Below are 14,781 nucleotides of genomic sequence, written 5' to 3'. Positions count from 1 at the left end.
TACATGAGCAGCCTTACTGCACCGAAGACCCTGGACCTGCATATCCAGGAACTTGAAGCCATGGATGTACCCGATGACTGGGACGAACGGATCAAGGGAATCTCCTGCGGGCTCGCCTTGGTGACGATCGCCGTCACCATCACCTGATGGCGGGTCCACTACATCCAGCCCCGACCCAAGGAAGGAGGTGAAACAGCACCACATGCACAAGCAGCTCAATATCTCCGTCCAGGAGATCGAATCCATGGATACTCCGGACTTCACCAACTGGTTCGTCGGCGTCACCCAAGGTGTGGCAATCGGCATCATCGCCGTCAGCATCACCTAGGCCAACCATGTCCCCCTGAACAACACCCTGAAAGGAGGCAGCAATGACGCTCCAACTGTCCATCGAGGAAGTGGAAAATCTCGATACCCCGGATGACACACCGTGGTACATCCGCGTCGGTGACGTGATCATCATCGCCGGCATCGTCGTCGGAATCGCCGCGACCTGACCCGTGCGCGGGCGGGAGGTTCTGGTCCCGCCCGCGCGCACCTTTCAACGGCCACTTCCGGAGGAGACAAGTCGATGAAACCGACACCAGACAAAACCGCAGACGCCATTCTGCGCGTCCTGGGTCACGTTGATCCGCCCGAGGATCTTTACAGTGCATCAGGATCGCGCCTCTACGACCTGATCACTGCCGACGACCTCACCGAGCTTCCCGAAATCCTGGCGGCAGCCCGCAGCACCAACGGGCCCATCCTTGAGCTTGCCGCCGGGTCCGGCCGGATCACCCGTGCCCTGCTGGCCTTGGGACGCCCCCTGACGGCCGTCGACTCCTCACCGGAGATGCTGGCGATGCTCGCCCGGAAAGTCAGGACCAAGGAGTTCAACCCCCGCAGTGTCCCGGTTGAACTGGTGGAGGCGGACATGTCCACGCTGGAGCCCGACGGCGGTTACGGTTGCGTTGTCCTCGGTGCCAGTTCCATCACGCTCCTTGACCCGGAAGGACGCCGGAACCTCTTCCGGCGGGTCCGCGGTTCCCTGGCCGCCGACGGTCGCTTCCTGCTGACCGTCCTGAATGCTGACAGCCACCGAACGTCGGGAACCTACGACGGCGGCACAACAGTTTCCGCTCTTGGGGACGACGCCTTCCTGATCACCGCGGAAAGCCGCGATCCCGTAAACGGCGCCAGGCACGTGACCATGATCCACGTCAGCTTCAACGAGGGCGGCACGTACCGGTCCTCCGCCTACACCAGTGAGGTCGCCTTTGTCAGCAACCACCTGATCGAGTCCGAGATCACGGCGGCCGGGCTGGAGATCCTTGAGCGCCGGCCTGTCCGGTTGGCTACGCCCAGTCCGGAACTGAACGACGTTGAACTCTGGGTGTGTGGCCCATGAGCATTGATGCCGTCACCACGCTTGACCCGGCCTCGGGCCTGCTTTCCGAGGCAACCGTTCACCTGCCCAATGAGGTGGGCCTTTGGCGGACCGTGGGCTATCTGTCCAACACCGCCGCCGCCGCCGGCACGGGGTACTCATCCGCGGTGGGGGCCTTCGACCTTCGTCGACGTGCCTCCATGATCCGTGCCGCCGGAGAAGCCGTGGAGCGCTTCGCGTTGGTCCGCGTTGAGGGCGATCGGGATGTCCTGGCCGTGTCAACGGACGAGGACCGCCGCATCGACTTTGTCTCGGCGGGGCTGGGACGGGCCTCCGCACTGGCTTACGACTTCCCCTGGTACCGCGCACGCAACCTGCAAACCGGTGCCGAATCACAAGTTCCGGCTCCGGTGGTGGACTACGGTCCTCAACAGCCTGGCGAACCGTGGGATGTCTTCTTTGATCCCTCTCCCAATGGGGCAGCGTCCGGTCCAACGGCAACCTTTGCCCAAGCTGCTGCCCTGGCCGAGGTCCTGGAACGAGACAGTTTCCTGACCGCTTGGTACAAGGGAAGTCCGCTCCATCAAATAGACACTGCCCGTCTGAAGGGCCTGCCGGACTGCCGCGGCCTGACCCAGCTTCTCGAATCAGCCAAGACCGCCGGCATAGATCCGTGTCTCGCGTTTGTCCCGGAATACGGCTCCCCGCTGCACACGGCGGTCTGCATCATTTGTGATGGCAGCGGGCCGGGATTTGGCGCGGTTGGGCTAAAAACGTCTGCCGACCCGCTGACGGCGTTGCTCGGGGCGCTCCAGGAAGGCCTGCAGATCCGTGAGCTTTTCCTGGCCCGGACACCGCACGCGAGCAGCGCCACCCTGCAGGTCACTGACGACGATTCGCGCGCTGCCTACTGGTCAACCCCCGGCGCTGTTCAGCGACTTCAGGACTGGGTTGGTTCCTTCGCAGAGTCCGGAATCCCCGCAGGCAAGCCAGTTCCTGATGCAGCCGCCCTGGTCCGGCACCTGGCATCGCGCGGCGTCGGCTCACACTGGGTGGATCTCACGCACCGCCTTCCGGTACGGATCCGGGAATTGGGTTGGGTCAGCGGCAAAGTGGTCTGCCCGGGTGCCCTGCAGTTGACAATGGACGAAACCAAGGGGCTGTCCATCCCGGATAACCGGAGGGCCGGGTGGGAATCCTCCGGCCATACGACCCCGCACCCGCTGATATGAGCCTGCGCAACAATATGTCCCGGTCCGCAGCTCAGCCGCTTGAATGGCCGGTGCGGCTCAGTTCCGTGGCGTCCATCGATCAACCCCTCGACGCGGGTGGTCCGTGGATCGTTGCCCTGAATCAGGTGCCAAAGGCCCGCGTTTCGGCTGACGTGGCCGCGGTGCTGCGGACCGTTGACGGCACCCTGCTGCCCGGGCAGGTAGCAGCTGCTCTCGGGAGCCAATGGACTGCGGAGGACGTGGAAAACGTGGTGGGCCGGTTGGCCCACACCGGAATCTTCGACGCCGGTCCGCACCGTGCAGAGGTCCGTCGCGTGCAGTTCCGGGCACCCTTGACTGTCCAACTCACGCTGTTCAATCCGGCGCCCCTGCTCCAGGCCTTGCGCCCGGCGTTGGCGGTCCTGGTACGCCGGGAAACAGCGGCCGCCCTTGCGATCGTTCTGGTGGCAGGCCTCCTCGGCCTTGTCACGGCCAGCGAAGATATCGTCCGGGTGTTGTCCACACCGTTGCCCATGGAAGCGTATGTTTTTGTGGTTGCGGCCATGTTCGCCTCCACGCTGCTGCACGAACTGGGCCACGGAATGGCCTTAACGTACTTCGGAGGCACGCCCAGACGCATCGGCATCATGCTGTTCTACCTGTCTCCGGCATTCTTCTGCGACGTGACGGACGGTTGGCGCCTGGGATCCCGCAAGCAACGCGTCGTGATCGCCTTGGCCGGTCCGGTGGTCCACGCTGCCTTGGGTAGCCTGGCCCTGGCAACGCACCTATTCCTCCCGGCCTCCCCGCTTGGCGATGCTGTCCTGCTGTACGGGGTGATCTGCTTCGCGGTGGCGGTCCTGAACCTGTTCCCCTTCATCAAGCTGGACGGTTATGTGGCACTGATGTCGTGGCTGGATGTGCCGCACCTGCGCAGGAAAGCCCTGGATGCACTGGCCGGCGTCGTCGGCTATTGGCTGCTGGGTGCACCCCGCAGCAATCACCATCAGGGGTGGCTGCCGTGGTTTGGCCTGGCGGGCTTTGTGTCGGGCGCAGCCTTCACCTTGGTTGGCTTCCAACGACTGGTGCCCGTCTTCCTGCAGCTTGGGCTGGTGGGACACGTGGTTGTGGCCGCTGGTTCTTGCCTGCTCCTCGCAGTGGTCCTCAAGAATGTCCTTGCCTTCTTCGGCTCCGCGGCCAGGCAGGGAAGTCCTTTCTGGAGGCGTGCAGTAGTTGTGGTGGCTGGCGTGCTGTGCGTTGCTGCCCTTCTCGCAGCAGTTCCCGTCAGGCCCACCACGGTTGCCGGCTACACCTACAGCGACGGCGATCTTCGTATTGTCATGCCAACGGTGTCCGGGACACACTCGATCTCCGCGGGGGACGAGGTGATCCTGCAAACGCAGGGCATGGTGGTCAACCTGGAAGTGGCCAGGGCCAGCGTTGGTGACCAGCCGCCGTCGAACATCAACGCACCAGTGGAGACGGTAGGGCCGGTGACTTTCCCGGGCGCCCTGGTGCCGGTGCTTGCCTACCCAGGCGAGATGCACGCCTTCGCATCCTCCACCCCTGCGTCCGGACGCGCCGTGATCAGCGGCGGCACAAGCGTGAGCCTGGGGGAGTGGCTTTGGAACGCCATCACCGGGTCGCCGTTGTGGCCGGGCTCGTCCGTGTCCGGAACCGACCCCACGAAAGGTGCCCCATGACTGTCTACGCCAAATTTGCACACTTCAGCAAGAAACGCGGAGACCAATTGGTGGTGGACGACCTGTCCTTCGAGGTGCCCGCAGGCAGTGTTGTAGGACTGATCGGCCCCAACGGTGCCGGCAAGAGCACGGCGCTCGCAGGATTGACTGGCTTGGTGGCCGCGACCTCCGGAAGTGCCACAGTTTTCGGGACGGGGTACCGGGGACTGCGGAGGCCGGCCACCAAGGTGGGGGTGAACCTCGATTGCATGGATATGGAGCCTGGCCTGAGTGGTCGCCGGCACCTCCAGATCTGCCAAGTGGCCGCAGGCGTGGGCAGGGACAATGTGGAGCGGGTCCTGGAGCAAGTGGGCCTCGCCGAGCACGCCGACAGGAAGGTCAAGGACTATTCCCTGGGAATGCGTCAACGTCTGGGCATTGGATCCGCAATCATCGGCGATCCAAAGCTTCTGGTCCTCGACGAGCCCGCAAACGGGCTGGATCCGGAAGGCATCCAGTGGCTGCGCCAGTTTCTCAGGGGCTTCGCCGCAGCAGGTGGGAGCGCACTTGTTTCCAGCCACCAATTACTTGAACTGGAACACGTGGCGGACAGCGTGGTGGTGCTGAAGCGCCGAACCATGTTCCAAGGATCCTTGGCGCAGGCCAAAGCGATCGGTGGGGGCAGCCTGGAGACTGCGTACTTCCGCATCCTCGAGGACTCATGGTGAAGGACGACGTGCGGGGAACGATCATGGACGTGGTCCGGTCCGAACTCCTGCGGTACATGAGCGGCTACTCGGTGCTCGGTGTGCTGGCGTTCGCGGCCCTGGTGCCGTGGTTCATCGCCAATTTCGCCGGCTGGCCTGGCAACTCCGAAGCCGTGCCGCCGGGTTACCACATCCAGGCTTTCTGGGGTTTGGCGGCAAGCATCGCCGTAGTAGCTGCCTTTGCCGGGAGCTATGTGGTGTCCCGGGAGTCCTACTACGACACTTTGCGGCGTACCGTCCTGGTGTCCGGACTGGTTGCCGTGGCGGTTGCCAAGTACGCTGCCGCGTTGGCCATAGGCAGCGGCATCATGCTGACCGGTATTGCTTTGTGGGGTGCGAGCGTCGCGTTCGCCGTACCCGCCGCGGCCCACGCCGAACTCCTGTCCCCTGAATCGTGGCGCTTCCTGCCAGGAGTCGTCCTCGCCGGGGCCATGGCATCCTTGTGGGGCTGCTCACTGGGCTGGATCATCCGGCATTACTACGCAACGACGATCGTCACCATGCTCCTTCCGCTGGCTGTCGAGTTGCCGTTGCTCTTGAGCTTCCCGGAAGCAGCGCGATGGCTTCCGTCCGGAGCCTTGGCAGGTGTGGCGTCATTGCCTCTTGACGGGCTCCTCGACCCGGTCCCCGCCTTTGCCGTGTGCTCGGGATGGCTGGCAGCCAGTGGGTTTGCCGCAGCCAAGGTGCTCGAAGGCACGGAATTCTGAGTGGGCAACTTGTCAGCAGCCTTTATCTCGGATCTGGTCCGGCCGTCCTTATGGCGTGACGCGGCCGTGGGTTCGTTACTGGTGGGTGCGCTCGCCGGAACGTTGTATACCCTCGCCTACTTTGAATCCGGGCCGTCGTCCCCCGGAACCGAAGCAGTGCTGTTGAAGTCTGCCCTTTCCCTGGTACTCACAGGCTCCGCGCTGCTGGGTTCTTTCGCGTTCACCTCGGCCTTCAGGACAGGATCGCTCCATCTGCGGGTTCTCTTGTTCCAGCGGATCCCGGCGTTCGCAGCAAGGGCAGGATCCACCATGGTTGCGGCTTCCGCCTTGGGAGTTGCCACGGCAGAACTTTGTGCGGCCCTTGGTGCCTTGGTGTCCGGAACAACCGGGATCCATGCTCCAGGTGTGTTCGCGGCGACGGGGTGCATGGGTGCCGCATGGGGATACTCGATTGGTTCGGTGGTGAGGAACCACCAAGTGAGTCTCTTCCTTGTTCCCCTGACCTTGGTGCTCCCGGGGCTTGCTGCTCAGCTGATGCAGGAGGCCGGTCAGTTCGTCTTTCCCTTGGCAGCAGCGGACTGGGCGGATCGGGCGATCCTCAGCCAGCCGGCGTCGTGGTCTCTGCTGACCTCGCTCGGCTGGTTAGCCACAGTCGGCGCCGTAGCCCTCGGCGTCTTCACCAAACGCGACCTGGCTTGAACCACAACCCAATGAAGGAGTCCATCATGAACCGCACACCCCTGGTCCGGCTGCTGCTGGCTCTGGTCCTCGGCACGTACGGCGTGTCCATCTTCATGAGCAACGGCAACAACCCCGCGTGGTGGTCTACTGTCTCGGGGGTCATTGCAGTCGTTGGCGCAGTAGTGATGTTTGCACGATTCCTGCTTGAACGGCGATCAGACAGGAGCGGGCAATGAGAGCTGACAGACGCCGGGCCCGCTTGCCGGGGACTGATGTCCTTCGCGGCAAGCGAGCCCGCCAATCCTGTGCTGGCCGGTCTGCGGACTACTGTCCGCGGACTGCTCACTTTCTAGCTAGGTCTATCTCTGTTTGGGGCCTTTCCCCTCGGACACAACCATCGCTGAGCCGCCGCCGCGTCGCTCCGGCTCAGCGGCAGCTGTCAACAGGCCGTCCTCACCGAACTCGATCGCTGTCGCCGCCCCGATCTCTGCCGCCGACGTGAAGGCATCACCGGCCGGAACCAGCGTGTGGCCAAGGGTGGATAACCCATCGTCATATGCCTCAATGAAGGCAGGCTCTGCCGTGACATTGAGGGTGTTCCTTTGCGCCGCCCGCGGAGCTGCCAACGCCTCGGAGACACTCATGCCCAGGTCCACCCGGTTGAGGATGGTCTGCAGCACCGTGGTGATGATGGTTGACCCGCCGGGCGATCCAAGCGCCAGGAACGGCTTCTGATCCTTCAGGATGATGGTGGGCGACATGGACGACCGGGGACGTTTGTTGGGCTGAATCCTGTTGGGGTCGTCCGGGTTGTACACCGTGGTGAAGTCAGTGAGCTCGTTGTTCAGCAGGAAGCCGCGGCCCGGAACCACAATGCCTGATCCGCCTGTTTGCTCAATCGTCAGCGTGTACTCCACGACGTTGCCCCAGCGGTCGGCGACCGTCAGGTTCGTGGTGGAGATGTTCTCGGTGTCCGTCTCCTCGGCGAGCGGTGCATCGGAAGGCGGGCACGCGCCGTCGTAATCCGTGACGTCGCCGGGAGCCACCGGCTTGGTAGCCGCTGCAGCCGGATCAATCCTGCACGCACGTTCCTTGCCAAAGACATCGTCAAGCAGCGCCGCAGTGGGAACATCCACAAACTTGGGATCGCCCACGTAGGCTCCACGATCCGCGAACGCCAACGCGCTCGCCTCCAGGTAGTGGTGGAGTGCGTCAGTGGTCTCCATGCCGGCAAGGTCGAAGGGCTCCAGGATGTTCAGGGCCTCACCCACGGTGGTTCCACCGCTGCTGGAGGGTGCCATTCCATAGACGTCATACCCGCGGTACTCGACGTGTGTGGGGTCCTGATCGAGTGCCTTGTAGTTCGCGAGGTCGTCCGTTGTCATGAAACCCACCGGTACAGGCAGGTCGGTGTCACCGGATGTGGGCGGAGCCTGAACCGTGGCCGCGATCTCCTGGGCCAATGCCCCGCCGTAGAAAGCGGCAGTGCCGTCCTTGGCGAGCAGCCGGTACGTTTCGGCGAGTTCGGGGTTCTTGAAGACGCTTCCGACGGCGGGAGCGTCACCGCCGGGCAGGAACAGGTCCTGAGTGGAGGTGAAAGTGTCAAAGCGCAGCTTGTTGTCCAACGTCTGCTGGCGGAAGGTCTGGTCCACCACAAAACCCCGGTTGGCCACCTTGATGGCAGGCTTCAATGCCTCGCCCAGGCTGAGGGTGCCCCAACGCTCAAGGGCTCGTTCCCACGTGGCAGGCGTTCCGGGGACGCCGACGGAGACGCCGCTGGTGACCAGATCCGGGGTGAACGGGTAGGGCTTACCCGTTTCCGGATCGATGAAGGCGTCCTCGGGCATGCCTGCCGGTGCTGTTTCACGTCCGTCGATTGTCCCCACTTGCTGGGTCTTGGCGTCATAGAACACAAAGTACCCGCCGCCGCCAATGCCGGCGCTGTACGGTTCTGTCACACCCAAGGTGGCGGCTGCTGCGACGGCGGCGTCGGCTGCGTTGCCGCCTTTCCGCAGGACTTCTATCGCGGCGGCGGAGGCCTCGGGGTCCACGGTGCTCACTGCGCCGCCGTAGCCGGTAGCTGTTGGGTTCTTGTCTGTTTGGCGCGGATCGGCGAAAGCCGGGCTGGCTACCGCTCCGCTCGTCACGCTTAGGGCCAAGGCTGCTGTGACAGCAGCCAGTCGACGTCTCACTTGTGTCATGGTTTCTCCCAGGATTTCCAGACGAAGGTGCGGGTGGACGGTCCGGTCACCCTATCGCGGGGGTTTTTGAGGTTCAACGGTTGACAGGTGCGGCGAGGTGGGCCAAGAGGGGCAGGTTGCGGGATGTCCCGACCAAGTCCAGGTCGGGACATCCGAGGAGGGAAGCTACAGTCAGACGTAGTTCTTGACGCTGGCGCGCAAGGTATCAGCGTGCTCGTAAATTTCTTCCAGGGAATTGATCGGAATCCTTGTTTCCTCTTTGTTCGCATCGAACAATCCGATGTACTTCTGTGACCGGTTGAAGTGGAGACGGGCAATCGGTTTGCGGTTGTTGTCGTCCAGAAGGACGGCGAAATAGGACTTCGCGTCACGCTGGACGACCCGCGTGGGTTTAACTTCACTGCAAACAATGGCTCGAACGATCTGGTATCCCTCGATTTCTTCGAGGGTGGTCTCAATTGCGTCAGCCTCCGCCAAGTCTGCATCGGCCACCGGCTGGCTGGAAACAGCTGAAGCCGTCGTCAGATCCTCAGCCGGAGCGTATGCCTGTGCGCCGAGTGCTTTCTTCAATCGTTCATTGACCTGATCATTGAGGAACTGCTTCGTCGCCTTGCTTACCAGAGTGGTGAACTGCTCGCGTACTCTCTGTGTATAGGGTCCTGCATAGACACGGGTGGTCAAGAACTTCACCCACTCGTCCTCGGGCTCTCGAAACTGCGTTGCCAAGGTTCGCTTCAGTTCGCCAATGTACTTGAGCTCGCTGGCGGCGCCGATGATCGAATCGAGGTCGAAGACGTCCTTCGTCAGTTTCTGCAGTTCGGGCAAGAGGCTCTCATCGATGTCGTTAAGGTCCAGGACAAGGAATGGCTTTGCATCCATGCGGTTGGGGGCATCGAGATCAGTGAAGAACTGATAGGTCTCACCGTTCGTCAGAATGGCGATCCGCGCATTAGTGACGGCAAAGTAGCGGAACAGCTGCGACGCGTGTTCGATCTTGACCGGCTCGATCGACTTCTTACATTCGATAAGAATCTGAATTTCACCATCTTTCACGATGGCGTAGTCAACCTTTTCACCCTTCTTGACGCCTACGTCGGCAGTGAATTCCGGGATAACTTCCAGCGGGTTGAACACGTCGTAGCCGAGTATGGAGCTGATGAACGGCATCACAAAAGCATTCTTGGTTGCTTCCTCTGTTTCAATGACGCCGCGCTGCTGGCGAACTTTAGCCGCGAGGGCGGCCAGCCGTTCTGCAAATTCCAAGATGACCCCCATGGTCTCAAATCGGTAAGTGAGGCCACATTAGCCCAATCGAACGACAAAATGGCTGAGGAGCGGAAAGTGGGTGCCGGCGTCAGGGATCTCGCCGACCTCGGACGCCCTACCAGCGGTGTTAGGGGCGAGCTTTAGATCCCGTGCCGCGGCTGAAGAACCAGCGCTGCGGGCAAGGGCCGCGCGTCTGTACGCGCCGATAGGATGGAACAACTAACCTAACTAACCTAACTAACCTAACTAACCTAACTAACCTAACTAACCTAACTAACCTAACTAACCGATGTAACCTCGGAGCGCAGGAGGACGAATGCCGCGGACTCAAAACCCCTTCAGGCCCACAGCGGGAGCAACTCCGCCGGAAGTCATCGGGCGCGGCGGACTGTTGGACGAGTTCGAGTACGGTTTACGCCTGGGTTCAGGAGCGCCTGGGCTGCTGTCGATCTTTACCGGGGCCCGCGGCATTGGCAAGACAGTCATGATCGGCGAAGCCCATGATCTGGCGCGGGAGCGCGGGTGGGCGGTCATCTCCGAGACGGCAGCAGGGGCCTTTATGGGGCGCATTGGCGAAAAGATGCGTCGCCTTGCCGAAGAGTTGAGTGATCAGCCCACGGCACGTCGTCGAATCACTGGCATCTCCGTCGCTGGATTCAGTATCACGTCCCAACTCACGCCTGAGCGTCAGGTTGACTGGCGGGAGTTGGGGGAGGCCCTGCTGCGGATACTGGACGAAAATGGAACGGGGCTGCTGATAACAGTTGATGAGATTCATGCTGCAGATCGAACGGAACTGGCACAGTTGGCTGCAAACGTTCAGCACTTCATTCAGGACAAGCTGCCCATTGCATTGATCTTCGCGGGGCTACCCTCAGCAGTGTCCGACCTCCTGAACGAAGGAGTTGCCACGTTCCTGCGCAGGGCGGACAAGATCGACCTCCATGCAGCGGCCATCCGTGAAGTTGAAGAATCGTTCACTCATACCTTTGAAGCAGCGGAGATCAGCATCGCGCCTGACTTGGTAGCCAAAGCGGCGGAGGCCACCGGTGGGTATCCGTTTCTGATTCAGTTGGTTGGCTACTTTTTGTGGCGTGAGGCCGAGACTCAAGGCGGGGTCATCTCCGTGGAAGCGGCTGACCGTGCATTGGCTGCTGCCGCGAGAAGGAACGAGCGCGTGGTCATTGAGGCCGCCCTTGCGGAGGCATCAGCGAAGGACGTCGAGTTTCTGCGCGCTATGTCTCTAGACGATGGGCCATCAGCAGTTGCGGATATCGGTGAACGGATAGAAGCAAGCACCAGCCTCGTTTCGAAGTATCGTGCAAGGCTTTTGGCGGCCGGGCTCATTGAAACGGCAGGCCGAGGAAAAATTGAATACGCCATCCCGGGCCTCCGTGAATATCTCCGCAGGACCGCCCCACGCTAGGCCACCAGCCGGAGCGGTGTCCGGCCCAGCTCAACGGTGATCTCCTGCCCCCAGGATGCCGTGAGCCGGTCGTCTTCCATGCCGTCTCCGAACACCACCAACTGGTCAGACGCCACGGTGATCCGCAGCGACTCGCCGGCTAACAGGGCACCTTCCGTCAACGAAGCTCCCGTGATGGGGGAGGGCCACGCTTCCCGCACGAACCAGGCCAATCGGGGGTCTGTTGGAGCCGGCAGCGTCCGGCCTCCCCGTTCCAGGGCAATCGATGCGCACCATCCGGTGGCTCCTGTCCCGGTGGAAACAATGAGCCCGGAGGACGATTGGCGCTCGCTTGCAGGCTTCCCGTCAGCGCGAGGCGCCGTTAGTTGGTACCTCGCCGACTGGTGCGAGGCGTGGCCGACGAACACTTCGTTGAGGGCCGAAAGCTGCTGCCCGTCGTCGAGCGTTGCCGTCACGGTGGTGAGGTCCTGGCAGGGGAGGCCCGCCGAATCGGCGGCGGCCAGGAGGGCTGCCGCCTGGGCTGGAGAGTGGTTTACCAGAACACCGGGGTTGGTGCCGGGTTCGGGGTCGATGCCGAGCACCGGCTGGCCGTTGAGGTACTTGGCGACGTTGGCCACCAACCCGTCCTGTCCCACCACGGCGACGATGTCGTCGTCGGCGAGGAGGAAGCGGCTCAGGTCGGCACGTTCGACGTCGGCCTGCCGCCACTCCGCCGGGATCGAGGCGCGCATGGCGGCCAGGGCTGCGGTGAGTTTGTCGTGCCGGTCCTGGACGTCCTGCAGATTGCGCCCCCGGGTCCGGAGGAAGAATTCTGCCTGACCGCGGGTGGCGTGCCGGTCCAGGAGTTCCTGGAGTTCGGTGCGTCGATGGACGAAGACGATCCGGGGGTTTGCCATTATCGGTCCTCATAGTTGGTGACGGTTACAGCGGGATAATTGGTGACAGGTGCAGTGGGATATTCGGTGACGGGTGCAGCGGTGTCTTTGAACAGCCCGGCCAGTGCGCCTGTGAGCAGGTCAGGTGTGATGGTGAGGTTGCCGATGTTGGGAAGTGAGCCGGCGGCGTCCCGGAGCGCCAGTGCCAGCAGCGTTGCCTGGTCCATGTCGCGGTAGACCTGCATGGTGGCAGCCTCGCGGGCGGCAGCCGCTTCTCCGACCAGCCGGATCTGGTTGGCTTCCGCTGCGGCGCTGATACCGGTTCGCTCGGCAGACCCTTGGGCCTCGATCAACCCCGCGGCGGCCTTTTCCTCCGCTGCCCTGCGGGCGTTGGCACCTTCCTGCGCCACCAGCCGTTCGCGCCGGGACGCCAGTTCAATCTGGCTTGCCATCTCATTCTCGGAGATGGTCCGTTCACGTTCGACGGCGACTGCGCGCCTTTCGTACACGGCCCGGTCGGCTTCGGCCTGCAGTTGTTCGCGAACGGGTGTTTGGAGGGCCCGTTCAACGTCGGATTCGGGCCGGACCGCGAGTACCTGAACGCCGAGGATGTCGATGCCGGTGGACTGCAGCCTCGCATCGGCCCGCAAGGCCTCGGACAGGAGCAGGCGGAGTTGGGAAACTCCCCGTTCCAGGGCTTCGGCCAGCGTGGTGGTGGCGATCTGGTCGATCGCGTGGCTCTGGCAGAGCTGGCCGATGATGGTTGACACCTGTTTGCGCCCGGTTGCCGCCGGTTCACCTGCAGGGTGGAGCCCGAAGTCGAGGCGGTTCGATACAGCCACGGGGTCGACGAAGCGGTACGTCACGTTGGCCTGCACGCTGACGTCCTGGTGGTCGCGGGTGATGGCGTGGAACAGGGTGGGCAATTCCTGGTCGTCCACGGGAACTTCACTGAGGACGGAGTCGGCTTGGCGGAACCAGAATGCCTGGCCCACGCCTTGGTGCCGGACCTGCCCTTTCTGCAGGTGGACTACGTAGCCGGTGGGGCTGCCGAGGAAGTGGTTGATCCCGGGGTAGCGCTTGATGGTTGCCATGGTGTGCTCCTTCTCATTGGTTATCGTCACTTTGACGATAACGATAGCCTAGGCAGCAGACGCCTTTATTGTCAACATGACGATAATTGCCTACGATTGCTGCATGCCTTCGAACGCCCCTGCCCGCTTCCCAGTGACTGTGGATGTCGTTGCCCTGACTGTCCGTGAGGGCAGCTTGAACGTCCTGCTGATCACCCGCCTCATCGAGCCCTTCCGGGGCCAACTGGCCCTCCCTGGCGGGTTCGTCCTTCCGGGTGAGGACCTGCTCGAGGCGGCGACGCGGGAGCTCGCCGAGGAGACCGGCGTCGAACGCCTCCCCGGCCACCTGGAGCAATTGGGGAGCTACGGGCCCAAGGGCCGCGATCCCCGTGGTGAGATCCTGACTGTGGCCCACCTGCTGCTCGCCCCGGACTTCCCCGTCCTGGCTGCGGGCAGCGACGCCGAGAAGGCAGCGTGGTATCCCGTGGCCGCGATCATGGACGGCGAGGTAGGTCTCGCTTTCGATCACGCGCGCATTCTGCAGGATGCGCTGGAACGGGCCAAGGCTAAGCTCGAGTACTCACCATTGGGCGCAGCATTCTGCGGGGAGGAGTTCACCATTGCCCAACTCCGGTCCGTGTATGAGGCTGTGTGGGGGACGCGGCTGGATCCCCGCAACTTCCATCGGAAAGCCACCGGCACGCCCGGCTTCCTGGAGGACACAGGCCGCATGACCGCGGGCGACGCGGGACGGCCGGCAGCGCTGTTTCGCCTCACCCCGGAAGCACGCCCGACGGCGGGTCAACCCACCCGTGCGATCCTCAACCCGCCGCTGATGCGGCCACGGGACTAACACGGCCTTCGCCCAATAGGCTCTGGACAGCTTCCGGCTCGTGGCTGCACTCTATTCTGAGGGCTTCAGCAGCGGGGCCCTCTCTGGAGGCATTCATGGGCAGGTTCGGTGACTTTCTCGGCACGGCGATGCACCGCAGTACGCCCCAGACCGGAGCCTTGCCGTTGATAACCCAGCCCCAATCCATGGTGGTTCCCAAGCTGGCTGAAATCGTCGGTGGCGTGGTTGCCATGCTGCGGGAGGACGGCCGCAGCTCCCTTCCGGTGGTGGATTCCCGCTCCTCGGCTCCGTGGCCCGGCGTTTACGTCCTGGGACACATCGCCGGAGCGGATGACGACGGCGGTACGGCCTTCGCGGAGGTGGCCATGGACGGCTCGGGCCGGCTCGCGCTGTTCCAGCCACTGGAAGTGGCCGCCAGGGGGTCCCGGTTGGTTCCTGTTAGCTCCTCCAGCCTGGAGGGCAGATATTTGAAGCAAGTGGGCGAGATCCGGCCCACCAGCGAACGGGGTGCATTTCCCATCACGTTGGACCGGACCGGTGAATTGATGATCCTGCCTTTGTGGCGGCCCGAATATACGGCGGAGGTGCCCTTGAGGCAGTACTTGTACTCCCTGGCATCCGAGGCCGGTGGAGTCCTGCCTCCCGGCTGAGGCCCCGGGCCAAGGTCCGG

At 63.1% G+C, this 14,781-nt stretch carries 17 protein-coding genes; 13 read left to right on the top strand and 4 right to left on the bottom strand.

The window, feature by feature from the left end; translation table 11 throughout:
* Positions 1–3 precede the first annotated feature (3 nt).
* The 10 genes from ACPFL9_RS17410 to ACPFL9_RS17365 all read left to right on the top strand — a co-directional run bounded on the left by ACPFL9_RS17410 (position 4) and on the right by ACPFL9_RS17365 (position 6,653).
* Positions 4–147 (top strand): daptide-type RiPP, encoded by a 144-nt coding sequence (locus tag ACPFL9_RS17410; protein WP_426004142.1) that lies wholly within the window; start codon positions 4–6, stop codon positions 145–147.
* 40 nt (positions 148–187) lie between these two features.
* Complete coding sequence (locus ACPFL9_RS17405; protein ID WP_426004141.1) at positions 188–328, top strand: daptide-type RiPP; 141 nt, start codon at positions 188–190, stop codon at positions 326–328.
* A 43-nt stretch (positions 329–371) separates the two neighbouring features.
* Positions 372–497, top strand: coding sequence for a daptide-type RiPP (locus tag ACPFL9_RS17400; protein WP_426004139.1), 126 nt, complete (start codon positions 372–374; stop codon positions 495–497).
* A 74-nt stretch (positions 498–571) separates the two neighbouring features.
* Positions 572–1,390, top strand: a complete 819-nt coding sequence (gene mpaM / locus ACPFL9_RS17395) for a daptide-type RiPP biosynthesis methyltransferase (RefSeq protein WP_426004137.1) — start codon at positions 572–574, stop codon at positions 1,388–1,390.
* A complete protein-coding gene (locus tag ACPFL9_RS17390) occupies positions 1,387–2,601 on the top strand; it encodes a YcaO-like family protein (RefSeq protein ID WP_426004135.1) in 1,215 nt (404 codons plus the stop codon). The genes mpaM and ACPFL9_RS17390 overlap by 4 nt, the downstream gene beginning before the upstream one ends.
* A gap of 14 nt (positions 2,602–2,615) precedes the next feature.
* Positions 2,616–4,283, top strand: a complete 1,668-nt coding sequence (gene mpaP / locus ACPFL9_RS17385) for a daptide biosynthesis intramembrane metalloprotease (protein WP_426004134.1) — start codon at positions 2,616–2,618, stop codon at positions 4,281–4,283.
* The gene (locus tag ACPFL9_RS17380; protein ID WP_426004133.1) at positions 4,280–4,990 is read left to right on the top strand and encodes an ATP-binding cassette domain-containing protein; all 711 of its coding nucleotides are present in this window, start codon (positions 4,280–4,282) and stop codon (positions 4,988–4,990) included. The genes mpaP and ACPFL9_RS17380 overlap by 4 nt, the downstream gene beginning before the upstream one ends.
* A complete protein-coding gene (locus tag ACPFL9_RS17375) occupies positions 4,984–5,736 on the top strand; it encodes a hypothetical protein (protein ID WP_426004131.1) in 753 nt (250 codons plus the stop codon). Before ACPFL9_RS17380 ends, ACPFL9_RS17375 begins: the two co-directional genes overlap by 7 nt.
* The gene (locus tag ACPFL9_RS17370) at positions 5,737–6,435 is read left to right on the top strand and encodes a hypothetical protein (protein ID WP_426004130.1); all 699 of its coding nucleotides are present in this window, start codon (positions 5,737–5,739) and stop codon (positions 6,433–6,435) included.
* 26 nt (positions 6,436–6,461) lie between these two features.
* On the top strand, positions 6,462–6,653 hold the full coding sequence (locus tag ACPFL9_RS17365; protein WP_426004129.1) for an LPXTG cell wall anchor domain-containing protein: 192 nt from the start codon (positions 6,462–6,464) through the stop codon (positions 6,651–6,653).
* A gap of 123 nt (positions 6,654–6,776) precedes the next feature.
* Here ACPFL9_RS17365 and ggt read toward each other — a convergent pair whose 3' ends face one another.
* Positions 6,777–8,618 carry a gamma-glutamyltransferase gene (ggt, locus tag ACPFL9_RS17360; RefSeq protein ID WP_426004127.1) on the bottom strand — a complete coding sequence of 614 codons (1,842 nt, stop codon included), beginning with the start codon at positions 8,616–8,618 and terminating at the stop codon, positions 6,777–6,779.
* Between the two features lie 171 nt (positions 8,619–8,789).
* A complete protein-coding gene (locus tag ACPFL9_RS17355; protein ID WP_426004126.1) occupies positions 8,790–9,881 on the bottom strand; it encodes a type I restriction endonuclease in 1,092 nt (363 codons plus the stop codon).
* Positions 9,882–10,275: 394 nt separating this feature from the next.
* On the opposite strand from ACPFL9_RS17355, the gene ACPFL9_RS17350 reads away from it, so the two are divergent.
* Positions 10,276–11,310 (top strand): AAA family ATPase, encoded by a 1,035-nt coding sequence (locus tag ACPFL9_RS17350; protein WP_426004125.1) that lies wholly within the window; start codon positions 10,276–10,278, stop codon positions 11,308–11,310.
* Here the strand turns inward: ACPFL9_RS17350 and ACPFL9_RS17345 are convergent.
* Both ACPFL9_RS17345 and ACPFL9_RS17340 read right to left on the bottom strand, forming a co-directional pair.
* Positions 11,307–12,206 (bottom strand): hypothetical protein, encoded by a 900-nt coding sequence (locus ACPFL9_RS17345; RefSeq protein WP_426004124.1) that lies wholly within the window; start codon positions 12,204–12,206, stop codon positions 11,307–11,309. The genes ACPFL9_RS17350 and ACPFL9_RS17345 overlap by 4 nt on opposite strands.
* The gene (locus tag ACPFL9_RS17340; RefSeq protein WP_426004123.1) at positions 12,206–13,279 is read right to left on the bottom strand and encodes an SPFH domain-containing protein; all 1,074 of its coding nucleotides are present in this window, start codon (positions 13,277–13,279) and stop codon (positions 12,206–12,208) included. The genes ACPFL9_RS17345 and ACPFL9_RS17340 overlap by 1 nt, the downstream gene beginning before the upstream one ends.
* 76 nt (positions 13,280–13,355) lie before the next feature.
* Here ACPFL9_RS17340 and ACPFL9_RS17335 point away from each other — a divergent pair, with 76 nt between their 5' ends.
* Both ACPFL9_RS17335 and ACPFL9_RS17330 read left to right on the top strand, forming a co-directional pair.
* Positions 13,356–14,111, top strand: a complete 756-nt coding sequence (locus ACPFL9_RS17335; RefSeq protein WP_426004122.1) for an NUDIX hydrolase — start codon at positions 13,356–13,358, stop codon at positions 14,109–14,111.
* Positions 14,112–14,206: 95 nt separating this feature from the next.
* Complete coding sequence (locus ACPFL9_RS17330) at positions 14,207–14,761, top strand: hypothetical protein (protein ID WP_426004121.1); 555 nt, start codon at positions 14,207–14,209, stop codon at positions 14,759–14,761.
* Positions 14,762–14,781 lie beyond the last annotated feature (20 nt).

Origin of the sequence: Paenarthrobacter sp. NyZ202 (assembly GCF_049860755.1) — a bacterium.
In the GTDB taxonomy this organism is placed as follows: domain Bacteria; phylum Actinomycetota; class Actinomycetes; order Actinomycetales; family Micrococcaceae; genus Arthrobacter.
This window is presented reverse-complemented; position numbering and strand designations above follow the sequence as displayed.

Coding starts and splice junctions, on each gene's coding strand:
- ACPFL9_RS17410 (WP_426004142.1), top strand. CDS start 4: ATGAGCAGCCTTACTGCACCGAAGACCCTGGACCTGCATATCCAGGAA.
- ACPFL9_RS17400 (WP_426004139.1), top strand. CDS start 372: ATGACGCTCCAACTGTCCATCGAGGAAGTGGAAAATCTCGATACCCCG.
- mpaM (WP_426004137.1), top strand. CDS start 572: ATGAAACCGACACCAGACAAAACCGCAGACGCCATTCTGCGCGTCCTG.
- ACPFL9_RS17390 (WP_426004135.1), top strand. CDS start 1,387: ATGAGCATTGATGCCGTCACCACGCTTGACCCGGCCTCGGGCCTGCTT.
- mpaP (WP_426004134.1), top strand. CDS start 2,616: ATGTCCCGGTCCGCAGCTCAGCCGCTTGAATGGCCGGTGCGGCTCAGT.
- ACPFL9_RS17380 (WP_426004133.1), top strand. CDS start 4,280: ATGACTGTCTACGCCAAATTTGCACACTTCAGCAAGAAACGCGGAGAC.
- ACPFL9_RS17375 (WP_426004131.1), top strand. CDS start 4,984: ATGGTGAAGGACGACGTGCGGGGAACGATCATGGACGTGGTCCGGTCC.
- ACPFL9_RS17365 (WP_426004129.1), top strand. CDS start 6,462: ATGAACCGCACACCCCTGGTCCGGCTGCTGCTGGCTCTGGTCCTCGGC.
- ggt (WP_426004127.1), bottom strand. CDS start 8,618: ATGACACAAGTGAGACGTCGACTGGCTGCTGTCACAGCAGCCTTGGCC.
- ACPFL9_RS17345 (WP_426004124.1), bottom strand. CDS start 12,206: ATGGCAAACCCCCGGATCGTCTTCGTCCATCGACGCACCGAACTCCAG.
- ACPFL9_RS17340 (WP_426004123.1), bottom strand. CDS start 13,279: ATGGCAACCATCAAGCGCTACCCCGGGATCAACCACTTCCTCGGCAGC.
- ACPFL9_RS17335 (WP_426004122.1), top strand. CDS start 13,356: ATGACGATAATTGCCTACGATTGCTGCATGCCTTCGAACGCCCCTGCC.
- ACPFL9_RS17330 (WP_426004121.1), top strand. CDS start 14,207: ATGGGCAGGTTCGGTGACTTTCTCGGCACGGCGATGCACCGCAGTACG.